The organism is Streptomyces sp. HD (genome assembly GCF_028369295.1).
GTDB lineage: Bacteria > Actinomycetota > Actinomycetes > Streptomycetales > Streptomycetaceae > Streptomyces.
On record NZ_JAQMYP010000041.1, the window covers coordinates 1 to 26,517 of the forward strand.

At 70.1% G+C, this 26,517-nt stretch carries 23 protein-coding genes and 3 pseudogenes; 7 read left to right on the plus strand and 19 right to left on the minus strand.

Annotated elements, in window-relative coordinates; all coding sequences use genetic code 11:
• Window positions 1–39: 39 nt before the first annotated feature.
• Window positions 40–789: a Clp protease N-terminal domain-containing protein gene (locus tag POF73_RS32295; RefSeq protein WP_272122576.1), complete on the plus strand. Its 750-nt coding sequence runs from the start codon at window positions 40–42 to the stop codon at window positions 787–789.
• A gap of 5 nt (window positions 790–794) precedes the next feature.
• Here the strand turns inward: POF73_RS32295 and POF73_RS32300 are convergent, their stop codons facing one another.
• The 3 genes from POF73_RS32300 to sthA all read right to left on the minus strand — a co-directional run bounded on the left by POF73_RS32300 (window position 795) and on the right by sthA (window position 4,897).
• Window positions 795–1,754 (minus strand): hypothetical protein, encoded by a 960-nt coding sequence (locus POF73_RS32300; RefSeq protein ID WP_272122577.1) that lies wholly within the window; start codon window positions 1,752–1,754, stop codon window positions 795–797.
• A gap of 11 nt (window positions 1,755–1,765) precedes the next feature.
• Complete coding sequence (locus POF73_RS32305) at window positions 1,766–3,238, minus strand: APC family permease (protein WP_272122578.1); 1,473 nt, start codon at window positions 3,236–3,238, stop codon at window positions 1,766–1,768.
• A 255-nt stretch (window positions 3,239–3,493) separates the two neighbouring features.
• On the minus strand, window positions 3,494–4,897 hold the full coding sequence (gene sthA / locus POF73_RS32310; RefSeq protein WP_272122579.1) for a Si-specific NAD(P)(+) transhydrogenase: 1,404 nt from the start codon (window positions 4,895–4,897) through the stop codon (window positions 3,494–3,496).
• Between the two features lie 207 nt (window positions 4,898–5,104).
• Here sthA and POF73_RS32315 point away from each other — a divergent pair, with 207 nt between their 5' ends.
• Window positions 5,105–6,277, plus strand: a complete 1,173-nt coding sequence (locus POF73_RS32315) for a sulfite oxidase (protein ID WP_272122580.1) — start codon at window positions 5,105–5,107, stop codon at window positions 6,275–6,277.
• A 262-nt stretch (window positions 6,278–6,539) separates the two neighbouring features.
• Here POF73_RS32315 and POF73_RS32320 read toward each other — a convergent pair whose 3' ends face one another.
• Window positions 6,540–6,746, minus strand: coding sequence for a hypothetical protein (locus tag POF73_RS32320; protein ID WP_272122651.1), 207 nt, complete (start codon window positions 6,744–6,746; stop codon window positions 6,540–6,542).
• A 215-nt stretch (window positions 6,747–6,961) separates the two neighbouring features.
• A pseudogene (locus POF73_RS32325) lies at window positions 6,962–7,309 on the minus strand (DNA-binding transcriptional regulator); the annotation flags it as partial.
• Here POF73_RS32325 and POF73_RS32330 point away from each other — a divergent pair.
• Window positions 7,265–7,661, plus strand: a pseudogene (locus tag POF73_RS32330) (RidA family protein). The pseudogenes POF73_RS32325 and POF73_RS32330 overlap by 45 nt on opposite strands.
• Window positions 7,662–7,739: 78 nt before the next feature.
• On the opposite strand, the gene POF73_RS32335 reads toward POF73_RS32330, so the two are convergent.
• From POF73_RS32335 to lat, 3 genes are read right to left on the minus strand one after another with little or no spacing between them, the layout of a single operon-like run.
• Complete coding sequence (locus POF73_RS32335) at window positions 7,740–9,929, minus strand: thiamine pyrophosphate-dependent enzyme (protein WP_272122581.1); 2,190 nt, start codon at window positions 9,927–9,929, stop codon at window positions 7,740–7,742.
• The gene (locus POF73_RS32340) at window positions 9,926–11,479 is read right to left on the minus strand and encodes an aldehyde dehydrogenase family protein (protein ID WP_272122583.1); all 1,554 of its coding nucleotides are present in this window, start codon (window positions 11,477–11,479) and stop codon (window positions 9,926–9,928) included. The genes POF73_RS32335 and POF73_RS32340 overlap by 4 nt, the downstream gene beginning before the upstream one ends.
• A gap of 57 nt (window positions 11,480–11,536) precedes the next feature.
• Window positions 11,537–12,877 (minus strand): L-lysine 6-transaminase, encoded by a 1,341-nt coding sequence (gene lat, locus POF73_RS32345; RefSeq protein WP_272122585.1) that lies wholly within the window; start codon window positions 12,875–12,877, stop codon window positions 11,537–11,539.
• Between the two features lie 737 nt (window positions 12,878–13,614).
• Here lat and POF73_RS32350 point away from each other — a divergent pair.
• Window positions 13,615–13,860, plus strand: coding sequence for a DUF5133 domain-containing protein (locus POF73_RS32350; protein WP_272122652.1), 246 nt, complete (start codon window positions 13,615–13,617; stop codon window positions 13,858–13,860).
• A gap of 170 nt (window positions 13,861–14,030) precedes the next feature.
• On the opposite strand, the pseudogene POF73_RS32355 reads toward POF73_RS32350, so the two are convergent.
• The 4 genes and pseudogenes from POF73_RS32355 to POF73_RS32370 all read right to left on the minus strand — a co-directional run bounded on the left by POF73_RS32355 (window position 14,031) and on the right by POF73_RS32370 (window position 15,574).
• A pseudogene (locus POF73_RS32355) lies at window positions 14,031–14,352 on the minus strand (DUF6098 family protein).
• A 70-nt stretch (window positions 14,353–14,422) separates the two neighbouring features.
• Complete coding sequence (locus POF73_RS32360; protein ID WP_272122586.1) at window positions 14,423–14,689, minus strand: DUF4235 domain-containing protein; 267 nt, start codon at window positions 14,687–14,689, stop codon at window positions 14,423–14,425.
• Window positions 14,690–14,693: 4 nt separating this feature from the next.
• Window positions 14,694–15,140: a DUF3618 domain-containing protein gene (locus POF73_RS32365; RefSeq protein ID WP_272122587.1), complete on the minus strand. Its 447-nt coding sequence runs from the start codon at window positions 15,138–15,140 to the stop codon at window positions 14,694–14,696.
• On the minus strand, window positions 15,137–15,574 hold the full coding sequence (locus tag POF73_RS32370; RefSeq protein ID WP_443049670.1) for a phage holin family protein: 438 nt from the start codon (window positions 15,572–15,574) through the stop codon (window positions 15,137–15,139). The genes POF73_RS32365 and POF73_RS32370 overlap by 4 nt, the downstream gene beginning before the upstream one ends.
• Window positions 15,575–16,155: 581 nt before the next feature.
• Here POF73_RS32370 and POF73_RS32375 point away from each other — a divergent pair.
• A complete protein-coding gene (locus POF73_RS32375; RefSeq protein ID WP_272122588.1) occupies window positions 16,156–17,205 on the plus strand; it encodes a YihY/virulence factor BrkB family protein in 1,050 nt (349 codons plus the stop codon).
• A gap of 672 nt (window positions 17,206–17,877) precedes the next feature.
• Here POF73_RS32375 and POF73_RS32380 read toward each other — a convergent pair.
• On the minus strand, window positions 17,878–18,057 hold the full coding sequence (locus POF73_RS32380; RefSeq protein ID WP_272122589.1) for a CBS domain-containing protein: 180 nt from the start codon (window positions 18,055–18,057) through the stop codon (window positions 17,878–17,880).
• 109 nt (window positions 18,058–18,166) lie between these two features.
• Here POF73_RS32380 and POF73_RS32385 point away from each other — a divergent pair, with 109 nt between their 5' ends.
• Window positions 18,167–19,411, plus strand: coding sequence for a cytochrome P450 family protein (locus POF73_RS32385; protein ID WP_272122590.1), 1,245 nt, complete (start codon window positions 18,167–18,169; stop codon window positions 19,409–19,411).
• On the opposite strand, the gene POF73_RS32390 is transcribed toward POF73_RS32385, so the two are convergent.
• From POF73_RS32390 to POF73_RS32410, 5 genes are read right to left on the minus strand one after another with little or no spacing between them, the layout of a single operon-like run.
• Window positions 19,412–20,770 carry a cytochrome P450 gene (locus tag POF73_RS32390; protein WP_272122591.1) on the minus strand — a complete coding sequence of 453 codons (1,359 nt, stop codon included), beginning with the start codon at window positions 20,768–20,770 and terminating at the stop codon, window positions 19,412–19,414.
• A complete protein-coding gene (locus tag POF73_RS32395; protein WP_272122592.1) occupies window positions 20,767–21,381 on the minus strand; it encodes a GTP-binding protein in 615 nt (204 codons plus the stop codon). Before POF73_RS32395 ends, POF73_RS32390 begins: the two co-directional genes overlap by 4 nt.
• Window positions 21,359–21,718 (minus strand): DUF742 domain-containing protein, encoded by a 360-nt coding sequence (locus tag POF73_RS32400; protein ID WP_272122593.1) that lies wholly within the window; start codon window positions 21,716–21,718, stop codon window positions 21,359–21,361. The genes POF73_RS32395 and POF73_RS32400 overlap by 23 nt, the downstream gene beginning before the upstream one ends.
• On the minus strand, window positions 21,715–22,128 hold the full coding sequence (locus POF73_RS32405) for a roadblock/LC7 domain-containing protein (RefSeq protein WP_272122595.1): 414 nt from the start codon (window positions 22,126–22,128) through the stop codon (window positions 21,715–21,717). The genes POF73_RS32400 and POF73_RS32405 overlap by 4 nt, the downstream gene beginning before the upstream one ends.
• Complete coding sequence (locus POF73_RS32410) at window positions 22,125–23,498, minus strand: ATP-binding protein (RefSeq protein WP_272122596.1); 1,374 nt, start codon at window positions 23,496–23,498, stop codon at window positions 22,125–22,127. The genes POF73_RS32405 and POF73_RS32410 overlap by 4 nt, the downstream gene beginning before the upstream one ends.
• Before the next feature lie 288 nt (window positions 23,499–23,786).
• On the opposite strand from POF73_RS32410, the gene POF73_RS32415 reads away from it, so the two are divergent.
• Window positions 23,787–24,743 carry an AraC family transcriptional regulator gene (locus tag POF73_RS32415; protein WP_272122597.1) on the plus strand — a complete coding sequence of 319 codons (957 nt, stop codon included), beginning with the start codon at window positions 23,787–23,789 and terminating at the stop codon, window positions 24,741–24,743.
• A gap of 196 nt (window positions 24,744–24,939) precedes the next feature.
• Here the strand turns inward: POF73_RS32415 and POF73_RS32420 are convergent, their stop codons facing one another.
• The gene (locus POF73_RS32420; RefSeq protein ID WP_272122599.1) at window positions 24,940–26,151 is read right to left on the minus strand and encodes a glycoside hydrolase family 64 protein; all 1,212 of its coding nucleotides are present in this window, start codon (window positions 26,149–26,151) and stop codon (window positions 24,940–24,942) included.
• Between the last annotated feature and the right edge of the window lie 366 nt (window positions 26,152–26,517).

Sequence of the window (26,517 nt, forward strand, 5' to 3'; positions counted from 1 at the left end):
CGGTTTAAATATCCAAAATTGTCAAGGCGTACTTGCCTCATGGCGATTCCCGATCTGGACGACCTCATCGCGGAAGTGGACCGCACCTGCGCGACCGCGCACCGCCCCGGCGGCGGGCGGGAACAACCCGACTGGCTGGCCCTGTTGACGACCGCGGCCGGTCTGGCAGGTCAACTACAGGCCCTGGCGGACGACTTGGTCGAGGACTACGTCGAGCACTGCCGGATGCACGGCGTTTCGTGGACCGACATCGGGGCCGCCCTGGGGGTGACCCGGCAGGCGGTGCAGCAGCGCTTCCACGCGCCGCACAAGCGCTACGGGCCGGAGACGATGTCCGAGGGCCTGCGCCGGGCGATGATCCAGGTGAAGGAGGCCGCCGTGTCCCACCGCAACAACTACATCGGCACCGAACACCTCCTGTGGGGGCTGACGGCGGAGGTGAACAGCGCCACCAGGCTCCTGGAAGCCGGCGGCGTCTCCCCCGACACGGTCCACCGCGCCGTGGCCGGCCGACTCAGCCGGGGAGCCTCCCAGGCCGCCGAGCGCATCGCCTGGACTCCCTACTCCCGCAAGGCGATCGCCCTCGCGGAGGCCCGCTCCGAGCAGCAGGGGGCCGCGCACATCGACTGCGCCGACCTGCTGATCGGCCTCGCCGGTGTGGGCCGCGGCGTCGCGGCGACCGTGCTGGCGGACGCCGGGTTCGACCCGTCGGCCACCGAAGGCCTGAGCCCGGCCGTCGAAGGCATGGGCCCGGCCACCGAAGGCATGGGCCCGGCCGTCGACGCCTGAGCCGGTCACCGACGCAGCCCCACCTCCCCGCGCCACCTGACGAACTGCTTCTCCGGATCGCCGGTGTACGCCCACGGAGCGCGCGTGGCGCGGCGTCCCAGCATCCGGAACAGGGACGCGGCGACGTCGTGGACGCCTGCCTGACATGCCGCGTGGGCCAGGTAGTTGAAGTCGCGCAGCTCGCCGGGGGCCACGTCGTCGGCGGCCCGGTTCATGATCCAGCGCTCCCAGGTCCGGCGTACGTCGCTGACGGCGCCGTCATGACTCCAGTGCTGGCCGAGCCCCATGGCGGCGTGCTGTCCCTTGGCCGCGTCGAGGGCGTAGCGGAACTCCTCGACGCGGGCGTACTGCACGAGCACCGGCAGCGGGCAGCCGGGAGGTGCGACTCCGGCGGCGTCACGGGCGAAGTCGTACATCAGGCCGTGGGTGCCGTGCCAGCGCGCGGAGTAGTAGTGCAGCACCTGGAGATGCCCCTCCACGCTGTACGGGTCGCGCTGGTGCAACTCGTCCCACCAGCGGCCCAGTTCCTGGCGCCGTACGCCCGACGGATACAGCCGTGCGACGGAGATCAGCGAGACCCACGGCGTCGGGTCGTCCGGGTAGGAGTCCGCGGCCTTCAGGCAGGACCGCACCGCGGTGTCGATGCGCTGCTGCTCGATCGGCACGCCCCGGCCCGCGGCGATGGCCGTATTGAACGCCCGAGCCGTCTCCGTGGCCGCACGCAGCACCAGCGCGTCACCGCTGTGCGGCTCGGCGGCCAGCCACGACTCCACCGTCGAACTGCCCGCACAGACCTGCGCGAGCAACCGGACCCGGTGGCCCCGCACCGCCCAGTCCGGACCGGTGGCCCGCAGCAGCTCGCGCAGCCCCTGCCAGCGGCCGATGACGATGTCGTGGCGGGCACAGGTCAGCGGCGCGTCCCCGCAGTCGGCGTCGAAGTCGGGAGCGAAGCGGTCTCTCGCCATCGCGGTCTCCCTCAGAAGTCGGTGGGAAGACCCTCGTGGACAAGGGAGTTCGTACCGCCGGCGCCGTCGGGAACGTAGTCCGCCTCGACGGTCCGGGCGGCATCCAGTTTGTCCGGCCGGTAGTAGTCGCTGCCCTGCCGCCAGTACCAGAACATCGGGATCAGCCCCGCCGCGAGGCCACCGATGCCGATCGCGATCGCGGACGTACTCAGCTCGCCCAGCGACTCGAAGAAGATCCAGAACATGAACAGGGCCCCGAACAGCGGCCACAGCCCGCCGAGTACGAAATTGCCCACCGACTTCAGCAGCATGCGGCGGTAGGCGACGACGACCGCGAGGCCGGTCAGCCCGTAGTAGACGGCGATCTGCAGCCCGATCGCCGAGATCGCGTCGGAGAGGATGTCGCCCACCGTGCCCAGGGCGTTGGAGGCGATGAACATCGCCAGTGCCACCACGCCGACCACCGCGATCGCCACCCACGGCGTGTTCCACCGGCGGTGCACCTTGCCCAGCGCGGACGGCATCGTACGGTCCCGGCCCATCGCGAACAGTGAGCGCGTGACCTGGATCAGCGTGGTCTCCAGGGTGGCGATGGTGGACAGCATGACCGCCACGATCAGCAGCTTGCCGCCCCAGCCCGGCCAGATCTCCTCACCGAGCACGGCCAGCACATTGGCCTCGTTCTGCTGGATCTGCGTCGAGGAGAGGATGACGTTCACCGCGATCGTGAACACCTCGAACAGCAGGAACACGACGCCCACCCCGATGAGGCCCGCGAGACCCGTCGTACGACGGCTGTTGCGGGTCTCCTCGCTGAGGTTGCTGGTGACGTCCCAGCCCCAGTAGTAGAACGCGGCGATCAGTGCCCCCGAGGCGAATCCCGTCACCCCGTCGAAGTGTCCGAAGCCGAGCCAGGACCAGTCGAAGGCGCGGGCACTGCCCGAGTGGAAGAGGGCGAGGACGGCGAACAGCGCCAGTATGGCCAGCTCGACACCGGACATCACCAGCTGCGCCCGCACGGTCAGCCGAGCCCCGCCCAGCACCACGAACAGCATGACCAGGAACCAGCCGGCACCGACCAGCGTCGACAGCGCGGTGTTGTCGGCGAGGTCCTGGTCGAAGAGGGCGAGCGTCATCGATCCGGCGGGCAGGGATCCGGCCACCATGAAGATGGTCGCCGAGATCACCAGCGCCCATCCGCTGACGAACCCCAGGAAGGGGTGCAGCGTGCGCCCCACCCAGGAGTAACTGGCGCCCGCGTTCACGTCGATGCGGCTGAGATAGCTGAAGGCCAGGGCGATGCCCAGCATGGGTATCGCGCAGTACAGCAGCGCGGCCGGACTGGCCAGCCCCACCGCCGAGACGAGGACCGCCGTGGTCGCGGCCAGCGAGTACGCCGGGGCGCTGCCCGCGACCGCCATCACCACCGTGTCGAATGTGCCGAGGACATTGGCCTGCAGCCCTCTGCCCCTGTTGTTGCTCATCGATGCGCTGCTTTCCGTCGTGCACGACGCGAGGCGAACCTGGCCCCGACGGCGTATGGGGGGTGGGGTGGTACTACGCCACGGACCGCAGAGGGATGACCTCTGGGCAGGGGCGGCCGAAAAGGGGTGGCGGACACTGTACGCCGTTGCGTCGCCGCGCAGTTACGCCGCGTGCGCGAGTGATGATAGCCACATTCTTGAGGCTTCAAGAGCCCCCGGTGACCACAGGGGCGGTCGGGGGAGAGGAGGCGGGGCTCAGTCCCCGATCCGGTCGATCTGGCGCAGCCTGTTCGTGGCGTCCAGGGCCGCGACCTTGTACGACTCGGCGAGCGTCGGGTAGTTGAACACCGCGTCGACCAGATAGTCGACCGTGCCGCCGCACCCCATCACCGACTGCCCGATGTGGATGAGCTCCGTCGCCCCCGTACCGAAGCAGTGCACCCCGAGCAGCGTGCGGTCCTCGGGGGAGACCAGCAGCTTCAGCATGCCGTGCGAGTCACCGATGATCTGCCCGCGCGCCAGCTCGCGGTAGCGGGAGATGCCGACCTCGAACGGCACCCGGTCCTCGGTGAGCTGATCCTCGGTCCGGCCCACGAAGCTGATCTCCGGGATGGTGTAGATCCCGATCGGCTGGAGGTTGTGCATCCGGCCCACGGGCTCCTCGCAGGCGTGGTACGCCGCCGACCGGCCCTGTTCCATCGATGTCGCGGCCAGCGCCGGGAAGCCGATGACATCACCGACGGCGTAGATGTGCGGCACCTCGGTGCGGTAGTGCTCGTCGACCGTGATCCGGCCGCGCGGGTCCGCGGTCAGCCCGGCCTTGTCCAGGTCCAGTTCGTCGGTCAGCCCCTGCCGGCCCGCCGAGTACATCACCGCGTCGGCGGGGATCTTCTTGCCGCTCTCCAGGATGGTCAGCGTCCCACGGGAATGCCGCTCGACCGCGGCGACGGTCTCCCCGAAGCGGAACGTCACCGCGAGGTCCCGCAGGTGGTACTTCAGCGACTCGATCACCTCGACGTCGCACATGTCGAGCATCCCGGCCCGCTTCTCCACCACAGTGATCTTGCTGCCGAGCGCGGCGAACATGCTGGCGTACTCCATGCCGATCACCCCGGCACCCACGATGACCATGGAACGCGGCACCCGCTCCAGCGCCAGGACATTGTCCGAGTCCATGATCGTCCGCCCGTCGAACTCCACACTGCTCGGCCGCGCGGGCCGGGTGCCGGTGGCGATGACGATGTGCTCCGAGGTCAGCAGCCGTTCGTGTCCGGTGACCTCGCGCAGCGCGACGGTGTGCGGGTCGACGAAGCGGCCGGTCCCGGCGTACAGGGCGACATGGTTGCGGGAGAGCTGGTTGCGGATGACGTCCACCTCCCTGCCGACCACGTGCTGGGTGCGCGCGGTCAGGTCGGCGACGGTGATGTCGTCCTTGAGCCGGTAGCTCTGGCCGTACAGATCGCGCTGGGTGAGACCGGTCAGGTACAGCACCGCCTCGCGCAGGGTCTTGGAGGGGATGGTCCCGGTGTGGATGGAGACGCCGCCCACCATGTCGGGGCGGTCGACGACGGCGACCCGGCGGCCCAGCTTGGCCGCGGCGATGGCGGCCTTCTGGCCACCCGGACCGGATCCGATGACGAGCATGTCGAAGTCGGGCACCCTCCGGAGTCTGACAGCCGGAAGACCCCTTACGAAAGGGTGAGCGGGAAACCATCGTCGGCGCGTGAAGTGCCATGGGCGCAACGGAGGTTGTGCCGCCTGTCGGCCGCGGCCGCGGCACCCGGGCCCGGTCCGGGCGGTTTCGGCGGAGTGGCGTGATCGTGCGCTCGTGACTCAATCGTGCCGTCATGGGTCGATAATGCGGCTATGGGTCACCGACTCGCCGACACGAGCGCACCGGCCCGGCTGGCCGCCCCCGACGAGGGCATCGGCCGGGACGAACTGGCGCTCGCGACCCGCAACCACGGCCTGCCGCTCGAAGCCCTGCGCCACGACCTCACCCCGCCCGGCCTGCACTACGTCCTGACCCACTACGACATCCCGTACGTCCCCGACGAGACCCCCTGGCAGCTGACCCTCGGCGGCCACGTCCGCCGCCCGCTGCGCCTGGACCTGGCCGACATCCGAGCGCTCCCGCAGGTCACCACCCGGGTCACGCTGGAATGCGCGGGCAACGGCCGGGCCCTGCTGACACCCCGGCCGGTGAGCCAGCCCTGGCTCGTCGAGGCGGTCGGCACCGCCGAGTGGACGGGTGTACCGCTGCGCCTGCTGCTGGCGGAGGCCGGAGTCGAGCCCGGCGCGGTCGACGTGGTCTTCACCGGTGCCGACCACGGCGTGGAGCGCGGTGTCGAGCAGGACTACCAGCGCGCGCTGCCCCTGGACGTGGCCACGGCCGGTGATCCCGAGGTGCTGGTGGCGTACGCGATGAACGGCGCCCCGCTGCCCCCGCAGCACGGCCGTCCGCTCCGGCTGGTCGTGCCCGGCTGGTACGGCATGGCGCAGGTGAAGTGGCTGCGGGACGTGACCGTCGCGGATGTGCCGTTCACGGGATTCCAGCAGACCGTGGCCTATCGGCTGCGCCGGGATCCCGAGGACGAGGGCGAGCCGGTCACCCGTATCGCACCCCGCGCCCTGCTCGTCCCACCCGGCTTCCCGGACTTCATGTCCCGGTCCCGCGTCGTCCGGCCCGGCCCGCTGACCCTGGAGGGACGTGCCTGGTCAGGGCATGCGCCGGTGACGCGCGTCGAGGTCAGCACGGACGCGGGGCACACCTGGCGGGAGGCCGGACTGGAGCCGGACACCGGCCACCGGTGGGCGTGGCGCCGCTGGCGGCACAGCTGGACGGCGACCCCGGGCGAACATGTGCTCAGCGCCCGCGCCACCGACGCCGAGGGCCACACCCAGCCGCTGGTGCAGCCCTGGAACCGCGGAGGCTTCGCCAACAATCTCGTGCAGCGGGTGCCGGTGCTGTGCCTGGACGCAGGGGGCGGCGAGGGCGCGGATCCGGCCGGGGCCGGGGCCGGTGGCGATCCCGGATGAAGCCGCGGATACGGCGGCGAGGACGCGGACCGGGACGGGGCTGGGCCGGGGCGAGTCCCGGTAAGGCCGCGGATACGGCGGACGCGGCCGTGCCCGGCATACGCCATGGGCACGCCGGGCGCGACGGATGCCCGGCGTGCCGTGGTGGGACGCGGTGGGCACGGGAATGGTCCAGGACCCGTACTCGGCCGCCCCAGGTGCCGACCCGCACCCGAGGCGGCCCGTGCGAATCATGGCCGGGGTGGTTGGGGAACCAGCCTGTCTAGGGCAGCAGCCTGTCGAGCGCGGAGGGGCCCTCTGCCTCCAGCTTGCGCTTGGCCCATTCCAGGTTGCGTGGGGTGATGTCCTTGCCCGAGGCAAGCACTATGTCCTCGGGTGACACTTCGGTGCCGGTGCGGGCGTGGAGCAGGTCGTCCGGGGTGATGCGCTCCTCGGACGGCCCGGACGTCTCGGGCTGGGATGTCGGCATCATCTCGCTCCTCGGATCCGGATCACTTCTTCGGGCCCGGTGCGGTCATCGGGTCTGTTATCACCATTCAACGCCGGAGCGGACCCTGCATCCGGAGGCGCCTCGCGTGTGATCGACATGCGTCCGGCGTCGCCTTCGGCCATGACCGGGCTTGCCCGACTGCCCTGCTCCCCGACGGGCCGGGAAACCCTGCGCGCGAGGTCGGGCAGCAGCGCTCACGATGACACTCCGTAGCAGGTGGCGATCGCGGCGGCGCGGTTGCGGAGGGAGGTGCGCAACCCCTGCGGAGCCAGGACCTCAGCGTCCGCGGCGAGCTGCCAGATCGCCCATTCGGCGTGCCGGGAATCCTGGAAAGCCACCTCCGACCGCAGCCAGCCGTCTGCATCGGTTTCTTCGGCGCGGACGGCCAGCGCGGTGCCCACCAGGTCGTCCCGCCGCGCCGGGTGCACCCGTACCAGCACGGCGACCTGATCGCCACCGGTCCGAAACCGTGTGCTGCGTTCCTGCCAGACCCGGTCCTGGAACGCGTGGCGGTCAATCCGGTGACGTGGTCGGTGGAGAGGGGATTCAACCAGGGTGAGATCGTCTCCGGGCACACCCGCACCCTGTACTGCTCCGGGCAGACCGCGATGAGCAGCGATGGAAAGCCCGAGCACGACGGTGACATGGCGGCCCAATTGACGCTGAGCCTCGACAACCTGGAGGCCGTGCTCGGCGAGGCCGGCATGTTCCTCGCGAACCTCGTCCGGCTCAACGTCTACACCACCGACGTCGATCTGCTTTTTTCAGCACTACGGCGTGCTGGCTTCGCGGTTGGGCGCTGCCAGGGTGGCGCCGACCACTACGATGCTGGGGGTGACACGGCTGGCGATCCCCGGCCAGATGGTCGAGCTTGAGGGGACCGCCGTCGCGTGATGCGACCTCGAAGGGCCCGCGCACCCCGTCTGCGACCGCCTTCGAGGTCACCGGCGCCCACTGGGCCCTGACCGGCCGTCACCCGCGAGTGCGCGGGCCTTCTGAGAGCAGTTCCCCGGCAGCGCGCTCGACGTCGGCCTCGGACACGAGCACCAACTGCGCTGCCCTGCCCAACGGGATGAAGCTGTCCACGCTCGCGACCCGTCGGATCGCGCCGGTGAATCCGGCATCGACCAGAGCGGTGACGACTCCCTCCGACACGCCTCCCGTGCGGCGGGTCTCGTCGACCACGAGGACGCGTCCTGTCGCTCGGGCTTCCCGCAGCAGGTCGTCGACCGGCAGGGGAGCCAGCCAGCGCAGGTCGAGAACCCGGCAGGAGATGCCCTGTTGCTCCAATCGGCGTGCGGCTCGAAGCGCGATGGGCAGGCCGTTGCCAAAGGTGACGAGGGTCAGGTCCGTGCCAGTGCCATAGGCGCGTGCCCGGCCGATCGGTACGTGCTCCGCGGGCGGCGGGTAGGGGGCCAGCCAGGCGTTGTCCTGCTCCTTGTGGAGATCTCGCGTGTGGTAGAGCGCGATCGGCTCCAGGAAGGCGCTGACCGTGCCGTCCACCTTCGCCGCCGCCACACACGTGCGCAGCATCGCCGCCGCGTCGTCGGGGCGGGACGGGGAGGCGATGACCAGGCCGGGGATGTCGCGCAGGGCGCCGAGCGCGTTGTCGTTGTGGAAGTGACCGCCGAAGCCGCGTTGGTAGCCGTAGCCGGCGATACGGACCACGAGGGGGTTGCTGTACTGACCCTGGGAGAAGAACTGAAGTGTGGCGGCCTCGCCGCGCAGTTGGTCCTCGGCGTTGTGCAGGTACGCAAGGTATTGGATCTCTGCCACCGGCAGTAGGCCGGACAGCCCCGCTCCCAGCGCGAGGCCGAGGATGGCCTGTTCGTCGAGCAAGGTGTCGAAGACCCGGGCGGTGCCGAAGCGCCGCTGCAGTCCCCGGGTCAGTCCGTAGACCCCGCCCTTGCGGCCGACGTCCTCGCCGAAGACGACCATCTCCGGGTGGCTGCCGAGCAGGTCGGCGAGGGTGTGAGTGATGGCCTGGGCGATGGTGACGGGCTCGCCCAGGGGAGCGGTGGGTGGTTCGCTCGTACGGCGTGCCGCAGCCGCCACGAGGTCGGGACGGCGGGGTGCGATGGGGGCGGCGATCTGGGTGGCGGTGGTGAGCGGCTCGCTGTCCAGGGCTTGCTTGGCAACGGCGAGCACCCGTCCGCCCACCTCGTCGTACCGGTCCAGAACCTGCTGCGGGGTGAGGATGCCCGCCGATGTGAGCAGCCGGGCCGTGGCCAGCAGTGGGTCGCGTCGCAGGTCCGCGGCGACTTCGGAGGGTGCCCGGTAGGCGGCTTCGGCGTCCGAGCCCGCGTGACCGAGGAAGCGCACCATCGACAGGTGCAGGAACGCGGGTTGCCGGTGCTTGCGTACATGGGCCGCCGCCTCGCACGCGGCGTCGAAGGCGGCTGACGGATCACACCCGTCCGCGGCGAAGTAGGCGAGGCCGGGCCGGGCGCCGTAGGCGCGTCGCACCCAGTCGGGCGGTGTCGGCACGCTGATGCCCAGACCGTTGTCCTCGCAGACGAACAGCACCGGCATCGGGAGGCCCTGGTAGGCCGCGTGGCAGGCGCTGTTGATGGCTCCTGCCGCCGTGGAGTGGTTGACCGAGGCGTCGCCGAAGGAGCAGCAGACGACGGCGTCGCCGGGCCAGGCGCACTCGGTGCCGAGCCGCTTGGCGCGGGCGATGCTCCACGCCACCCCGACTGCTCGCGGCAGGTGGGAGGCGATGGTCGACGTCTGTGGGATGACGGCCAGTTCGTGACGTCCGTACACCTTGTGCCGTCCACCGGCGATCGGCTCCTCGGCCCCGGCGGCCACCCCCAGCAGCATGTCCCTGACCGCGTCGACGCCGCCGGCCTGCCGGGCGCGGGCGCAGTAGAAGGCGCCGGAGCGGTAGTGCAGCAGCGCCGGGTCCGTGGGGCGCAACGCCAGGGCGAGTGCGGCGTTGCCTTCGTGCCCGCTCGATCCGATGGTGTAGTAGCCGCGGCCCTGTTGCTGCATCCAACGCGCGGCCGCGTCGGTGTGCCGGCTCTCCAGTTGGGCGTCGAACAGGTCCAGTGCGGTACGGGGGGCCAGTACGCCGCCGGGCCGCCCGGTCGCCGCCTCCGCAGAGCGCAGACCGGCCACCACCTCGCGGAAGTGCCGGTCCAGGTCCTCGACGGCGCTCACAGGCGGAAGGACAGGTCGGGCTCAAGCGTGGCCACGTCCATCTGGGCCTTCTGCAGCCGGCCGGAGTGGTCCCAGTTCATCGACTGCCAGCGGGTGAACTGGTCGAGCACCCACTGCCCCGACTGGCGACTGCCGTTGCCCGACTTGCCGTTGCCGCCGAACGGAAGGTGCGCCTCGGCTCCGGAGGTGGTGTTGTTGACGCTGACCATGCCCGCGGAGATGCCGCGCCGGTACGTCCACACCTCGTGCGGATCGGTGGTGTAGATCGCGGCGGACAGCCCGTAACCGTGGGCGTTGGCCAGGTCGAGAGCCTCGTCGAAGTCCCGGTAGGTGGTCACCGAGACGATGGGGCCGAAGGTCTCCGTGAGGAACAGGTCGTCGTCCCGGCGCACCCCGTCGACGATCACCGGGTGGTAGAACATGCCCGCTTCCGGGTCCCCGACGAAGCCCTTGCGCGGGTTGCCGTGCGTGATCCGCCCGACGCCGTCGGAGCCGTACGTGTGGTGGTGGTCCTTGATCCAGCCGAGGAAGGTCTCGTACCGCTGCGCGAATCGTTCGTCGAGCATCGGGCCGTAGAGGACGTCCTCGAACGCGTCGCCGATCCGGGCCGCGCGGCTCGCGGCGTCGAAGCGGGCGAGGAAGTCCTCGTGCACCGACTCGTGCACGATGAGCGTCCCGAGGGAGGTGCAGCGCTGCCCCGCGGTGCCGAATCCGGAGAACAACGCCCCCTCGACCGCCAGGTCGAGGTTGGCACTGGGCGTGACCACCTGCGGGTTCTTGCCGCCCAGCTCCAGGCACGGGGTCTGCAGATGGCGTCCGCACAGGGCGCCGATCTTCTGGCCGACGACCGTGGACCCGGTGAAGCCGACCTTGTCGACGAGACCGGCGTCGAGAGAGGCCTCCAGACCGGCGTACGTCTGCTCCCCGTCGGCGAGGACGAGGTTGAGTACGCCGTCGGGCAGGCCGCCTCCGTGCACGAACAGCTCGAAGAGGGCCTTGGCGCTCGCGGCGGCGTACTCGGCGGGCTTCCACACCACGGTGTTGCCGGTCACGAGCGCCGGCACGAGGTACCAGGCCGGCACGGCCACCGGGAAGTTCCCGGCGGTGATCACCGCGACCGCGCCCATGGGGTTGCGGAAGGTGAACAGCTGCTTGTCCGGCATCTCCGAGGGCACCGTCTGCCCGTACAGCCGACGCCCCTCGCCGAGGAAGAAGTCGCAGGTGTCGATGATCTCCTGGACTTCGCCGAGCGCTTCGGCCAGCGGCTTGCCGATCTCCTCGGTCACGATGCGGGCGAGCCGGTCCTTGTTCGCCTCGACGAGCCGGCCGATCTTCCCGATCGCGGATCCGCGCACCGGTGCCGGTACGTCCGCCCAGGACCGCTGAGCCCCCTTCGCGGCTCTGGCGGCCTCGACGAACGTCGAGGCGTCCCCGAGCGAGACCTCGCTGACCAGTTCAGCGGTACGACCGGGATTGGGGCGCCGAAGAGTCCCGCCGGGAGCGCCGGCGACGGGATGGCCGGCAACGATCGAGGCGACGGAACGGGCCATGACTTTTGCTCCTTGTCGGCTGGTACGGGGCAGTGCGGACGGGTGAGCGGGACCGGATCAGTGCAGGTCGGCCAGGACCCGGTCGAGGGCTCGCAGGGCGATGGAGAGCTCGTCCTGGGTGATGGACAGTGCAGGGCGGAAGCGCACCGTGCGCTCACCGCACGGCAATGCGATCACCTGCTCCTCGGTTCGCAACCGGCGTACCGTCTCGTCGCGAACGCCGCTGTCGGGCAGATCGATGGCGCACATCAGTCCACGCCCCCGCGAGTTGGCCGCCACAGGTGCGTGCCGGACTTCCAGATCACGTAGTCCGGCCAGGAACCACGATCCCGCGGCGGCGGCATGGGCCACCAGGCCGTCCCTTTCGATGATCTCCAGGATGCGGCGGCACCGGACCATGTCGACCAGCCCCCCGCCCCAGGTGGAGTTGATCCGCCCGGAGACCCTCAGGACGTTCTCGGGGACCAGGTCGACCCGACGGCCGGCCATGATGCCGCCGAGCTGGACCTTCTTGGCGAAGGCGACGATGTCCGGCTCCAGACCGAGCTGCTGGTAGGCCCAGGTGGTCCCGGTGATCCCCACCCCGGTCTGCACCTCGTCGAGCACGAACAGCGCGTCGTACTCGTGACAGAGCGTCTGCATCGCCTTGAGGAACTCCGGGCGCATGTGGTTGTCGCCCCCCTCGCCCTGGATCGGCTCGGCGATGAAGCAGGCGACGTCGTGCGGGTTGTCCTCGAACGCTTGCCGGGCCTGCTGAAGGGCTGCTCGCTCGGCCTCCTCGACCTCGGCTAGGTGGACCTTGAGGGGGAATCGCACCGCGGGTACGTCGATGCGCGGCCAGTCGAACTGCGGGAAACGGGCCGTCTTGCCGGGCTCGGTGTTGGTCAGCGAGAGGGTGTAGCCGCTGCGGCCGTGGAACGCCCGTCGAAGGTGGAGCACCTTGGTGCCGAGCTCGGGGGAGCGGCCTGCGGCCTCGTTGCGGCGGCTCTTCCAGTCGAATGCGGTCTTGAGCGCGTTCTCGACGGCGAGTGCTCCGCCCTCGACGAAGAACAGTCTCGGCAGGTCCGGATCGCCCAGAACCCGGGCGAACGTCTCGACGAACTCGGCGTAGTGCGTGGTGTAGACGTCGGGGTTGGCGGGCTTGTTCGCCGCCACCTGCGCAAGCAGGGTCATGAACTCCGGATCGTCCACGATGCCGCGCGCGTTGAGCCCCAGCGGAGCCGACGCGAAGAACGAGTAGAGGTCGAGGAACTTCTCACCGGTGCGCGCGTCGACGATCCACGAGCCCTGACTTTCGAGCGGGTCGAGCACAAGTTTGAAACCGTCGGTCAGTACATGGCGGCCGAGTCTCTCGTGGACCTCGTCCGGGTGGATCATCGACGCAGCGGCAATCGTCATGGAGGCACCTACTCTCGATAGCCGTACCGAAAGAAATTTCGTCGATCATGAGAATTGGCAAAAATATTTTAGATACGGTGCCACTAATGCCACAAGGTTTCGTTCACGGGGAGATGCTACGAACGATGGGCCGATCCGGCCGCAGCGACACCGCCGACGGCCACCATGCGGGCGAGCAAGACCGCCGTCGGCACCTCTGCCCCTCGATCACCCCTCTCGCTCCGGCGGGGTCGCTCCAGTGCTGCATGATCAGTGCAACGGCGATTGTGGCGTCTCCCGCTCGGGCCTGCCCTTCGAGCCGCTGTGTTCAAGACGGCCGCCGCGCGCCTGACCCTCCTCAAGCGTGCCAAGAGCGCCCTCGGCCCGGCACCGACCACCGCTCGGGCGCCACGAGAAACGCTGCCGCCCAGTGGCATCCGGGACGAGCCTTTTGCAGGGTCGTTCTTCGCGTCCGGCCGTGGTCGGGGCCTGCCACAGCCGGTGCTGAATACCAACGCGGGCCGCTCCCGAGGCGTGCGCTGTCCGCCGATCGACTGAACAGGCACCGGGCCGATGAACCGCGTGGCGACGCGGGCCATGTCAGGCAGGCATAGTCTCCATCGCGCTGGGCACTTGGAGATCCGCTCGACGCTGCGCCGCCAGTTGACGAGAGGCGGCGTGAGAAGCCCGGTGTGCAGCCTGCCCCCGACGGTGTCGTCGCCAGTCGTGCGCTGCGATGCGTGAGAGGGGACATCGTCATGATCGTTCCGGCGGAGAAGGAACTGCGCGATGTGCTGGCCAGGTTCGCTCAGGCGAGCATCGAGCACGACGGGCTCCCCACAGCTCGCACCAGCTGCGCTCTTGAAGACATCACCTACAAGCTCTGCGTGATGACCGGGACCCGTACCCCCGAGCAGGCCCTGCTGGCGGCAGATGCGCTGTTGGAGCGCTACCGCGCTGACCGCGGCCATGGCACTCGTGAGCACGAGACACTGATCATGTAGCAACCGGGCCTCTGCTGCCTCCCCGGCTGAGCGACCTCCGCCGGTTGATGCGTCCACCAGCGATAGCCGGCCGGCCTTGGGGTCGATCCCTCCGGGAGCCTGGGCACGACGACCAGCCGGAGCCACAGGTGTCAGCCCTACGTGTCAGCCCTCGACGGTGCCCTTGCGGTTCAAGGGCTCCAGGTGCCCTGCTGCTCTCCTACGAACGGGTCGGCCTCTGTGATCACTTGCGGGCTGATCCATCGCAGTGGCCGCACATCCGTCACCAGCGGCTCGTTGTGTGGGCCGGCCCCCCCACCAGTCATCGATGTCGAGCGGGCTCGCGGACAGTCCGGGCACTGGCACGCCCGCGAGGTCATCCGTGCTGGATCTCTGGGCCAGGTCCTGCGCAGACCCCAGGGACCGGCGCACGTAGAGTCCCTGCCGGACAGCGGTCCTATGAAGTCGCGCATACGAGGGCCCATGCCGAGCGCGCCGCGGTGTGGCTGACATCCGGGCTGTCGCCGAGAGGGGCGCCCGGCACAGGCGGTTGGCTGACCGGCCACCGGCGTCCGGTGGGCGGTCAGCCAGGCCAGGCGCCGGTCAGACTACGGGTGGCGGTGGCGCCGGCGCGGTCGACGGCGGCCTTGACCGCGGCGAAGACCGCGCCCTGCAGGGTGGCGGCGAGCAGGACCTCGTTCCAGGTGCGCTCTTCGTCGGTGGCGTCGGGAGCGTCCTCGTCGTGGCCGAGCATCTTCCACGCCTGCTTGAACAATGCGCCGGCGAGCATGCCGCTGACGGCTCCCAGGGCCAGTCCGACCGGCTTGTAGGCGACTTTCGAAGCCTTCATCGGCTCACGCCTTCCTGCGACGGTACGCCAGCCACACGGCGAGGGCGCCGGCTGCCGCAGCCAGCAGCAGGGGGCGGTGGTCCCGCGCTGCCCGCGCCCCTTGGGCGGCTTTGTGCCGCACGGGTTCGGGCGTGTTGTCCTCCAGGAGGTGACCGGCTTGGGTGGCCCTGGCGCGGACCTGGTCGGCAGCGTGGGCGGCCTTGTCAATCACCGGGTCAGGCAGCTTGCCCTGGACCTGATGCGCGACGTCGGCGGCCTTGGTCTTCAGTTGGCCGGCCATTGCGGCGGCCTGGTGGCGGACCGCGGTGGCCTTCTCCTGGGCGCGGGCCTTGACGTCGGTCTTGCCCGCCAGGGCCTGTACCGTCTGCCCGAGTTCTTCGCGGGTCTGCTCGACGTGTTCGCGCAGTTCCTCGGGACTGGAGGAGCCCTGCTCGTCGTGTGGCTGGGTCATCGCTGTGCGCTCCCCTTGATCTGGGCCACGTCGGCCTTGACGCTGTCGATGGTCTGCTCGGGAACGGGGGGCGCTGCCCGGCCGACCTGCTTCCTCCCCGTCAGAGCCATCACCGCGGCGATCACACCCAGCGCCGCGGTCACGATCAGCGCCGCGGCCCACACCGGCAGCGGCACCGCCAGCGCGGCGATCGCGGTGGCCACCAGCGCCTGCAGCATCAGGAAGCCGACCAGGCCGGCGCCGCCGAACAGGCCGCCGCCCTTGCCGTAGCGCTTGCCCTTCTCCTTCATCTCGGCCTGCGCCAGGTTCAGCTCCCCGCGCACCAGCTCAGTCAACTGCTGCGAGGCCCGCTGTACCAGCTCGCTGACCGGCTCCGTCCCCGGGCCGCGGGTTTCCTTGCCGGGGTCGGCGTATTGCGGTGGTGTGTGCGGCACAGTCGTGCACCTCCCGTCTGTCTCGTTCTCGCACGCCGGGCCGTGCCATGACGGCTGCCCGGGCGTCTGGGCCGGGCATGCGAGTACCCACAATCGGCCGGAGCAGGACTGCCCCGGCGCTCTCTTACCGTTTCTCCGTCCGTGCGGACGGGCCGGCGCCGTACACGTTCACACGGCCGGGCTGGTGCATGACGCGTGACCGGGAACTCTGCAACGTTGTCTGCTGCTCAGGAAGGGAGCCCTTTGGTGTGCTCGTCGTGGCTGCTGTGCCGCTGCCGATGGCGGGACGTCGCGGTATGGGATGGACCGCCCGGAGGAACGGTCGATCGCCGCAGCGGGGCGCCGTAAGGATGCGGCCCCGCATGTCCGGGCCCGCCGCCGCGCGGCCCGCGTGCGGCCCGTGTGGGCGCGTCCTGCCAGTCGATGCGCCCCGCCGCCGGCACAAGCCGAGTTCATCGCCACGGCCGGTCGGTGACACTGCCGTTGCAGGGGTGACGGTGGCGCGCATTTGACCGCCGAGGGCCGCGGTCGCGGTGGCGCCGTGCCGCGATAGGGGTGCGCGAGGGGGGTACCCGGCGCGGATGACGAAATTGCATCTTCCAGGCCGGAAAGACCACCATGCCCGCGATGAGTCGCCGGCACCGGACGACGCGGGGCCCGGGCCGGAGGTGGAGCGCAGGGCGCCTGAGGGGCCGACGAAGCTGCCGAAAGGGGCGTGGGGTGCCGTGCTCAAGGGCAGCCTGCGGGAGTTCAAGGATGACGAGCTGACAGACCGCGCGGCGGCACTGACGTACTACGGGGTGTTGTCGCTGTTCCCGGCGCTGCTGGTGCTGGTGTCGCTGTTGGGCCTGGCCGGCAGGTCGACCACGGACAAGGTGCTGGACAACATCGGGCAGCTCGCCCCCGGATCCGCGCGCGACATCATCACCAGGGCCGTTCAGCAGTTGCAGGGCAGCGCCGGTATCGGCTCGGTCATGGCGATCGTGGGTCTGATGCTGGCGGTGTGGTCGGCGTCCGGCTATGTGGCTGCGTTCATCCGCGCCGCGAACGCCGTCTACGACATGCCCGAGGGACGGCCGGTGTGGAAGGTTCTGCCGGTGCGGGTCTCGGTGACGGTCGTGCTCATGGTGCTGGCCGTGATCAGCGCGCTGATCGTGGTGTTCACCGGTGCGCTCGCCCGCCGGGCCGGGCAGGTGCTGGGCGTCGGGGACACGGCGGTGACAGTGTGGTCGATCGCCAAGTGGCCGGTCTTGGTGGTGCTGGTCACCGTCATGATCGCAATCCTGTACTGGGCCAGCCCGAACGCCAGGGTGAAGGGTTTCAGGTGGATCACTCCGGGCAGCTTCCTGGCCCTGATGATCTGGATGATCGCGTCCGCCGGGTTCGCGCTCTACATCGCGAACTTCGCCTCGTACAACAAGACCTACGGCACCATGGCCGGCGTCATCGTCTTCCTGGTCTGGCTGTGGATCAGCAACCTGGCCATCCTGCTGGGCCTGGAGTTCGACGCGGAGACCGCACGGCAGCGGGCCATCGCCGGCGGCCATCCGCCCGAGGCCGAGCCCTATACGCAGCCGCGCGACACCCGCACGTGGGACGAGCAGGACCGGCGCCGACTGGACGAGACGTGACCGGTGGGTGGCCGGTCTCCCGGTGAAGGCCGATGGCCTGGCCACCTGCTGGACATGCGGATGCCTGCAAGGATGCGTGAAGTTGACCGGCAGCTGACGAAAAGGGCGGCTGACGGCATTCCGCCGGGCATCGCCAAGGCGCTGTCGGCGGTGGAGGAGGCGGCCGAGGGCGCCACGTTGTGGTGCGGCGCCGCAGTGCTCATGCTCGGGTTGGGCGGACTGCAGGGCCGCAGGGCGGCGGCTACGGGACTGACGGCCACGGTGGGGCGCAGCCGGCGTGCAGCGGGGTGTGCAAACAGCTGGCCCCCCGGCCCCGGCCGTCCAGGCAATGGATCCCGCACGTCGAGGTCGAGGACCGCCCTTGCGGTGCGGACGGTTCCTGCTCGGACTGCAAGGCTTTCCCTTCGCCCGAGTCGTTCACGACGGGCCATGCTTCCTCTGGCCGCGCCGTGCTTGCCGGCCTCGCGTTCCCAGTCAGGCGCCGGCCGACCTCGACTGCCTTGGCGGCAGTCGATTGGTCGGCCGGTCTGGGCCACGGCGGCATGGAGACGAGGCGTTCTCCTCGATATGCCACGCCCGGCTGCCGGCCGCCACCACTGTGGACAACACCACCGGTCGATTGTTGTCGTCGTGCCGGGGCGATTTGGCGCGCTGTCACGGAGAGTTGGTCGTTCAGCGGTTGGGTTCGGCGGCGCTGATGCCGCCGAGAGCCGAGTCCGGATCGCGCTCGATGGCCAGGTCACCGATGGCGACGATGCCCACCGCGTGATGTCCCTCGTCGACGACCGGTACACGCCGCACGGAGTGCCCACGCATCACGTCCACCGTCAGGGTCTTCGCAGTTGTGGTCACGCGCAGGGGACTTGTCCCCGTGCGCAGCGCACGGCAGATGATTTCGTCAGACACGCTACGTCGAAGTAGCTTTACCGTTCGTATCGTCGTTCGAGCGCAGGAGGCTGCGATGGGAGACCCCCGACCCTTAGTGATCGATCCGGCCGGCCGGGACATTCACGGCGAGGCCACCCGGATCCGCGAACGGGGGCCAGTAACCCTCGTCGAACTCCCGGACGGCGTCGAAGCGTGGGCCGTCAGCGCCCCCGATCTCCTCAAGCGCCTGCTCACCGACCCACGAGTCTCCAAGGATCCGCGCCGACACTGGCCCCGGTGGATCAACGGCGGGATATCCCCGGAATGGCCCCTGTTCACCTGGGTCGCGGTGCAGAACATGTTCACCGCGTACGGCGGCGAGCACAGGCGCCTGCGCGCCCTGGTGTCCAAGGCGTTCACGGCCCGCCGCAGCGCCGCGCTTCAGCCTCGTATCGAGGAGATCACCAAGGCCCTGCTGGACCGCATCGAGGAGGCCGGGCAGCGCGGCGCAGTCGTCGACCTGCGCGAACAGCTCTGCTACCCGCTGCCCATCCAGGTGATCAGCGAGCTGTTGGGGCTGCCGGAGGAACAGGGGGCGGAACTGCGCGCGGTCGTGGACGGCGTCTTCCACACCTCCGCCACCCCCGAGGAGGTCACCGACATCTACGCCCGGTTCTACGCCGCCCTCGGCGAGCTCGTCGCCCTCAAACGGCGGTCGCCGGGCGACGACCTGACCTCGGAGCTGATCGCGGCGCGCGACGACGAGGACGGCACACGGCTGGGCGAGCAAGAACTGCTGGACACTCTGGTGCTGATGATCAGCGCCGGTCATGAGACCACCGTCAATCTCCTCGACAACGCCATCCACCTCCTGCTCGCCCATCCCGCCCAACTCGCCCACGTCCGCGCGGGCAGTGCCTCCTGGGACGACGCGGTCGAGGAGGCGCTGCGGGTGGAAGCACCGGTGGCCAGCCTGCCGCTGCGGTACGCGGTGGAGGACCTGACAGTGAGCGAGATCGGCGGCCCGGAGGGTGTGGTGATCCGCAAGGGTGAAGCGATCCTTGCGGCGTACGCCGCCGCTGGACGGCATCCGGAGAAGTACGGCGAGAGCGCTGCCGTCTTCGACGTGACACGCGGCGACAAGGAGCACCTCGCCTTCGGCCACGGCGTGCACTTCTGCCTGGGTGCGCCCCTGGGGCGGCTGGAGGCCCGCATCGCGCTCCCGGCCCTCTTCGACCGCTTCCCGGGACTCCGGCTCGCCGTCAAGAGTACGGAACTGGAGCCGGTCGACTCCTTCATCTCCAACGGCCACCGCTCGCTGCCCGTCCACCTGTCCTGATCAGCCCCCGTGCCACCAGGCGCGCAGTCGGGCCACCCAGCCCCGCCGGGCACCACCGTCCGTCGGCACTGACGAGGGCGGCGCCTGCCCGGCGGCGGGTTCGCGCTCCGCGGGGGCCTCGGCGCGCGTGGTGGTCCGGCCGGCCGGGGCGGCCCGGGGGAAGGTCACGGGCAGCGTGATCAGCGCCCGGTGGAAGGGGCCTGGCCGCCACGTCAACTCCTCGACATCAATGGCGAGTTCGATGTCGGGGAGGCGGTCGAGCAGTTTCTCCACCGCGGTGGCCGCGATCAGCCGGGCCGGGCCCTGTGCCGGGCAGTTGTGCGGGCCCGCGCTCCAGGCCAGATGGGCGCGATTGCCCGCCCGCTGATCCGCGACCAGGGCCGGGTCGGTGTTCGCGGCGGCGAGCGAGACGACGACGGGACAGCCCTCGCGCAGGGCCGTTCCTTCGTACACGACCTCGTGCACCGGGTAGTGGACGGCGTAGTTGGCCATGGGCGGGTCGGTCCACAGCACTTCGTCCAGGGCGTCCTCCACCGGCAGGCTGCCGCGCCACAGACTGCCCCCGAACCGGTCGTCGGCCAGCAGCAGCCGCAGGCTGTTCGCGATCAGGTTCTGCTGCGGCTCGGTGCCCGCGCCCATGAGGAGGACGAGGGTGTGGATCATCTCCTCGTCTGTGAGTGCTGCCGGATGGGCCATGAGCCAGGACGTCACATCGTGCCCGGGCTGCTTCCGTTTCAACGTGACAAGGTCCAACAGCGTCGTGGCGAGCAGTTCGTTCGCCTTCTCGGCGTCCACCCCGTCGAAGATCCCGGACATTCCCGCGACCAGCCGCTCGCCGTAGTCGGCCGGGCAGCCGAACAGGCGGTTGAACACCAGCAGCGGCAGCACCTGGGCGTACTCGCCCAGCAGATCGGCCTGCCCGGCGGGCGCCATGCGGTCGATGAGCGTGTCGGCGCACGTCTCGACATAGCCGCGGAGGGTGGTTGAGTCGACGCGGGCCAGGCTGTCCGTGATCGCTCCGCGCAGCCGACGGTGCTCCTCGCCGTCGGCCCACAACGCATTCGGCCGGTACATCATCATCGGCACGACCGGGCTGTCCGCGGGGACGGTGCCGTCCGTCAGGGCCTGCCAGCGGCGGGGGTCCTTGGAGAACGTCTCGGTGCTGCGCAGCACGTGCAGGGCAGCCTCGTATCCGACGACGAGTGAGGCCTCTACGCCCGGTGCCAGCTCGACCGGTGCGATCGGGCCGTGTGCGCGCAGGCGCCGGTAGGCGGCGGCCGGATCGGCGGCGAACTCGGGGCCGTACAGCGGCTCGTGCACCGGGCAGGCGGGCGGTGGCACGGGGGGTAGCGAGGTCACGTGTGCTCCATGGGGCCGATGCGGGTCAGAAGGTGCTCGACGAGAGAGATCAGGGCCCGGGTGGAGGAGACCCTGTCGCGTGCGTCGCAGCGGACGAGGGGGGTTTCGGGGAGCAGGTCGAGGGCCTCGCGGAGTTCGTCGAGGCCGTGCGCGGGCGCGTCGTCGAACTGGTTGAGGGCGACCGCGTAGGGCAGGCCGAGCTCTTCCAGTACGCCCATCACCTCGAAGGACTGACCGAGGCGGCGGGTGTCGGCGAGGACGAGCGCACCGAGAGCTCCCCGCGTCATGTCGTGCCACAGCGAGGCGAAGCGCTGCTGGCCGGGGGTGCCGAACAGATAGAGCACGAGGCGGTCGTTGAGGGTGAGTCGGCCGAAGTCCAGGGCCACCGTGGTGGTGGTCTTCTCCGTCATGCCGGCCAGGTCGTCGACCAGGGCACCGGCCTCGGTCATGACCTCCTCGGTGCGTAGCGGCCGGATCTCGGACAGCGCGCCGACGAACGTGGTCTTGCCGACCGCGAAATGGCCCACGACCAGCAGCTTGACCGCGGTCTGCACACTGGGGGGCAGATGGACGTCCCCGGTGGCGGGTTCAGAGGCGGGCGCGGAGCCCATCGAGCACCTCCTGGAGGATTCGGGCGTCGGTCGGACGGGCGGCGGGGATGGGCGCGCGAGTGACGAGGTGACCGCTGTCCATGAGGTCGGCGATCAGCACCTTGGCGACGCTGACCGGCAGGGAAAGATGGCCGGCCACCTCGGCGACGGACAGGGCTCCGGGCCGGCACAGCTCCATGAGCCTGTGCTTTTCCGGGTTGAGACCGCTCAGGGGCAGATCGTCGGTGACGACGAGCAGCGTGACCAGGTCCAGGGTGTTGCGGGTCGGGTGGGCACGGCCGTCCGTGACGACGTACGACCGCACCAGCCGGTCTGCGGGGCGCCGCCGGGGAGTCATACCGGGCTGCCGGAGTCCTGCCGGGCGGGACTGGTCAGCTCCTTGCCGAGCCGGTCGACGAGCTTGTGCATACGGTAGGTGACGGCCTCCATGTCCACGTCCTCACCGGTGGAGACCGCGAGATAGGCGCCCTCGCCGGCGGCGACCAGGAAGACGTAGCCGCCCGCGAACTCGATCAGGGTCTGCCGCCACGGAGTGTGCGCGGTGCCGCAGAACTCGGCCGTGCTGCGGCTGATCGACTGGACGCCGGACAGTCCCGCGGCCAGTCGTTCGGCATCGTCCCGGTCGATGTCCTTGGAGTACGCACGGAGCATGCCGTCGGCGGAGAGCAGGATCGCGTGACGCGCCTCCGGCACCTTCAGCACCTCGTCCAGCATCCAGCCCAACTCGTTGTTGGTGGGCCCGGTCATTCGTGGCTGTTCCCTTCGTCTTCGTGGGCGGTGGACTGCGCGGTCCGGCCGGAGCGGGTGCCGCGGGCGAAGGCGCCCATGCGCCGGGCGTTCTCCTCGGCCGAGCGGCCGCCGACCTCCACGGCCGGCCCGGCCGCGGGTTCCACGGCCGCTTCCCGCAGGGAGCGGCGCCGGCGTTTGGGCAGGCCACCGGGCGTGGTCGAGTCAACGGGGGCGAGGGCGGGGGGAGGGCCGGGCACGGCGTCCGGCGCGGGCGCGTGCTCGGCAGTGCCCGCGGGCGCGGGCTCGGAGGCGGGGGCGCGCACGGGGACGGAGCTCCGCGCGGGAGCGGGCTCGGGCGCTGTGGCTGCCGGCGCGAGGTCCTGCACGGTCTCCATGTGGGTCAGCAGCCCGGTCGGCAGAAACACCACGGCGCGGACGCCGCCGTAGGGGGAGAGCGTGTCGGCCGAGACGCTGAAGCCGTAGCGGTGGGCGAGCGCCCCGATGACGGCGAAGCCGAAGCGGGGCGGGTCACCCAGCCGGGTGATGTCCATCGTGCGCCTGCCGGACAGCAGTTCGGCGGCGAGATCGACCGCCTGGCCGTCCATGCCCACACCCGCGTCGTCGATCACGACGCACGCGCCGTTGTGCACCGTCTGGACCGCGACTTCGACGGTGGTGTGGGGCTGCGAGTGACGCGCCGCGTTGTCGAGCAGCTCGGCGACCGCGAGCACCACCGGTTCCACCGCCCGGCTCTGCACGGCTGTGTCGACGTCGCCGTTGATGCGGATACGCCGGTAGTCACGGATGCGGGAGGTGGCGCCGCGGACGACCTCGATGAGCGCCGAGGTGGCGCGTTGGCGGCCCGGCCAGGAGCCGCAGAGTACGGCGATAGCCTGGGCGCGTCGGCCGAACTGGGCGTTCGTGTGGTCGACTTCGAGCAGGTCGCGCAGCACGTCGGGGTGGTCGTGCCGGTCCTGCATCTCGGCGATGGACACCTGCTGTTCGTTGGCCAGGGCCTGGATGGAGCGCATCGACGCCTTCAAAGCGGCCTTCGCGGACTGGTCGGCGCGCGACTGCGCGTACTCGGCGGCCGCGGCGAACCGGTCCAGAACGTCGTCGAGGCAGGCGGCGAAGTCCGTGTCGGCGAGGTGGTCGTCGAGCAGATCGCTCTGTGGGGCCGACGGGTCGCCGGCGTCCTCCACCGCCGGCAGCCGGACCGCGAGGAGGTGGCGCAGTTCCGCGTCCCGCGCCCGCAGGCCCTGGGCCAGTTCCGCGTTCTGCCTGCGCTGCCGGGCGCTGATGCCGCGCTGGCGCACGAGCAGCACGGTGACGGCGAACAGGCCAAGGGCCAGGCACCAGAAGGCGGCCTCCGGTATCCGATCGGTCATGGAGTCCTCAAGGGGCGGGCGTGAGTTGACGGGTGCTCGAAAGTAGCGGCGAGTCCGCAAACCCACTTGCCCGTACGCGCAGGGAAGTTGCCGAGAGGCGCACGTGCCCTCTGTGACGCACCAACGGGCGACCCGACTTGCCTTTGGCATGTGCCAATGAGTTGGCCGCTGCTCCTGGATACCGCTTGCTGCCCCTAGTGTGACCACACGTAATCAGTCCGTGAACGAACAGAAGTTCAGGGGCTGTCTGCACATGCCGCCGAAACCCGTCGCAGCGGAGGAGTCACGTTGCCCACGGGACGTTACGTCTTGGAGTCGCAGAGCACGGGCGAAGTGGACCCGCGCGAGCGGGCCGACTTCTGGAGCGAACACATCGCGTCCTATCAGTCCCGGATGGGGTACCGGTACGCGCGCCCCGACAACTTCCGCGGCGAGACGGTCCGCCAGCGCAGTCACACCTACCAGCTCGTCCGGTTCGAGTCGGACGAGATCGAGTACAGCCGGACCGCCCAGCAGGTACGCCAGGACCCGGACGACGACTATCGCCTCCTGTTGCCGATCAACGGGCGGATCGAGCTGCGGCAGAACGACGAGGGAGCACACCTCACGCCGGGAGCGGCCGCCTTGGTCAGCTTCGGCGCTCCGTTCCAGTGCCTACAGGAGGGGCGTGCACTGGCCTACATCTTCACCATTCCGGCCCGTGAGATCGACGGCCCGCTGAACCAGAAGTCACCGCTGGCCGCCGGGCTGGACCTGACAAGCGGACTGGGAAGCGTGGTGAGCTCCATGCTGAGCGGTCTGCACGAGGAGCGCCATGCCCTGACCGACGCGCAGTTCGACGCCGTCTCGGACCGCATCGTCGAGCTCCTGTGCATGCTCGTCTCCGGCGACGACCGTCCCGACGCCCCGGGCCATCTCACCGAGGTCGAGGGGCTGGCGCGCCGCTACGCGCGTGATCACGCGGCCGACCCCGGCCTGACCGGTACGTCCATGGCGCGCGCACTGGGCTGGTCACTACGGCAGATCCAACTGGCCCTCCAGCGCGTGGGCACGACTCCCCGTGACCTGATCCGTGAGGAACGCCTGCGCCTTGTGCGCGACCGCCTCCAGTGCGCCGAGTGCAACCACATGACGATCACGGAAGTCGCCCACGCCTCGGGCTTCTCATCGGCCAGTGCGTTGAGCACGGCCTTCCGTCAACGCTTTGGCGTGAGCCCGCGGGAGATGCGGCGCAGAGCCCGTTGAGCCCTGTCAGCGTTACCGCTCCAGGGTGGGGACGGCTGTGGCGATGGGCGGCATTCGATCATCCGGCTCGCCCCGGAGAAGGATCTGCTGGGGTCTTGGTCCGACTTCGACCCCGGAGTAAAACCGCCGACGCGGCCCGGACGGGCACCCGCCCGGACCGCGCGGGCTCGCGTCGGCTCGTGAAAGGTCGTGAGCGTCAGCTCCCGAAGGGTGTCAACGTCAGCCGGATCCCCGTCGGCGCCGTGTCCTGGATGTACGACGCGAAGTCGGCCACGTCGTCGAAGGCGAAGCCATAAGCCTTGCCGTCCTCGGCGACCGTGTGCATCGCCTTGGCGTAGTGGTTGGTCAGGTCGTTCCGGTAGAAGGTGGCGGGGTCGGTCGTCGGCTGGGCCGGGTGACTGAGCAGCGTCGAGCGGTTGAAGCCGGCGCCCAGGACGGCGGCGACCGGGCCGGTCGTACCGTCGTTGGGAGCGGCGAGGGTGCCGTCGCAGAACAGCACGTCGCGCGTCGACGGCTTGGCGAAGGACACCTGGGCGGGGCCGTCGAAGGTGAACCGGTCGCCGCGCACCCGCCCTGTGAACGTCCCCGCGTTGGTGGTGACGGTCAGGTCCCGCCCGGTGTACGTGCTCCACACCTCGTCGATGTACGGGGCGAGGTAGTCCTTGGCGAACAGACCGGCGTCCAGCCCGTGCCCCGGAGCGATGATGCGCGTGTCGTCCACGACGAGCCGGGCGAACTCCCCGGCCTGACGGACCGCGGCGAACGCGGCCGCACGTCCACCGGAGCGCAGCGTGCCCGTCGTCTGGTCCTTGGCGCCGGTCAGCCGGATGCTCATCGGCACGCTGAACATGTCGACCATGGTGGTGTTGCAGAACATGCCGGCGGAGTTGAACGTGAACTCCGCGCAGTCGTGCACCACCGGGTAGTTGGGGTCGGACGTGACCCAGCCCGCCGGGTACTGCAGCGCGGCATTGCCGTTGCCGTCCGCGACGGCCTTGAACTTGAGTTTCTGGCCGAGTGCCACATAGATCCGGCCGGACATCTGGGGAAGGGAGAGCCGGGTCTCGCCGCTGTCGGCCAGGCTGATGGCGTAGTCGGTGAAGCCGTCGGCGCCGTTGTCCGACAGGGCGATCGGCGCGAGGGTGCCGTCGGGCTTGACCCGTACCTGCCTGCCGCCCTGGTTGCCGACGACGTAGACGTGGACGTTGGCGTTGTCGAAGGAGCCGCTGTCATTGACGATCGTCAGCGGCAGTGAGTCCGCCGCGGCTCGCGAGCCGCGGCCGTCGGCGGGTGTGTCCGCGAGGGCGTACGGCGCCACGGTGGCGACGGCCGGGACGGCCACCGCCGCGCCGCCGAGGGCGAAGAGAAGCCTGCGTCGACCGAGATGGCGCTGGTGACGGGGTGTCATGTGGGGGGTCTCCCGGGGTGGTTGTGGGGGTGGTCGGGATGCACCGGGGAGGCGGACAGGGGAGTGGGGCACTGTGAGAGCGCTCTCACTCCGAGTGCCGCCACCACCGGTGGGGCCCGATGGTACGCACGGCTCTCGCACGAGCCAATGCGTCTGCACATCTTTCAAATGCCCCTGAGCTGCGGGAACTTGAAGAGCCACGGAATGGGCACGACTGCTTAACCCTTACCTAAGGCTCAATTAAGCCGTAAGGACCTCTGAGAGCGCTCCCGAACGCTCCCGAACGGAAAAACTTGATGGACCACCCCACGAAAGATCGCGTACTGTGTGGCTCCACGCCCTGAGACGAACGAAAGGAGGCGAGTG

Coding starts and splice junctions, on each gene's coding strand:
- POF73_RS32320 (WP_272122651.1), bottom strand. CDS start 6,746: ATGCCGACATCCCAGCCCGAGACGTCCGGGCCGTCCGAGGAGCGCATC.
- POF73_RS32385 (WP_272122590.1), top strand. CDS start 18,167: ATGGGAGACCCCCGACCCTTAGTGATCGATCCGGCCGGCCGGGACATT.
- POF73_RS32360 (WP_272122586.1), bottom strand. CDS start 14,689: ATGAAGGCTTCGAAAGTCGCCTACAAGCCGGTCGGACTGGCCCTGGGA.
- POF73_RS32350 (WP_272122652.1), top strand. CDS start 13,615: ATGATCGTTCCGGCGGAGAAGGAACTGCGCGATGTGCTGGCCAGGTTC.
- POF73_RS32420 (WP_272122599.1), bottom strand. CDS start 26,151: ATGACACCCCGTCACCAGCGCCATCTCGGTCGACGCAGGCTTCTCTTC.
- POF73_RS32305 (WP_272122578.1), bottom strand. CDS start 3,238: ATGAGCAACAACAGGGGCAGAGGGCTGCAGGCCAATGTCCTCGGCACA.
- POF73_RS32375 (WP_272122588.1), top strand. CDS start 16,156: ATGACGAAATTGCATCTTCCAGGCCGGAAAGACCACCATGCCCGCGAT.
- POF73_RS32300 (WP_272122577.1), bottom strand. CDS start 1,754: ATGGCGAGAGACCGCTTCGCTCCCGACTTCGACGCCGACTGCGGGGAC.
- POF73_RS32365 (WP_272122587.1), bottom strand. CDS start 15,140: ATGACCCAGCCACACGACGAGCAGGGCTCCTCCAGTCCCGAGGAACTG.
- POF73_RS32410 (WP_272122596.1), bottom strand. CDS start 23,498: ATGACCGATCGGATACCGGAGGCCGCCTTCTGGTGCCTGGCCCTTGGC.
- lat (WP_272122585.1), bottom strand. CDS start 12,877: ATGACGATTGCCGCTGCGTCGATGATCCACCCGGACGAGGTCCACGAG.
- POF73_RS32400 (WP_272122593.1), bottom strand. CDS start 21,718: ATGACTCCCCGGCGGCGCCCCGCAGACCGGCTGGTGCGGTCGTACGTC.
- POF73_RS32405 (WP_272122595.1), bottom strand. CDS start 22,128: ATGACCGGGCCCACCAACAACGAGTTGGGCTGGATGCTGGACGAGGTG.
- POF73_RS32395 (WP_272122592.1), bottom strand. CDS start 21,381: ATGGGCTCCGCGCCCGCCTCTGAACCCGCCACCGGGGACGTCCATCTG.
- POF73_RS32340 (WP_272122583.1), bottom strand. CDS start 11,479: ATGGCCCGTTCCGTCGCCTCGATCGTTGCCGGCCATCCCGTCGCCGGC.
- POF73_RS32295 (WP_272122576.1), top strand. CDS start 40: ATGGCGATTCCCGATCTGGACGACCTCATCGCGGAAGTGGACCGCACC.
- POF73_RS32315 (WP_272122580.1), top strand. CDS start 5,105: ATGGGTCACCGACTCGCCGACACGAGCGCACCGGCCCGGCTGGCCGCC.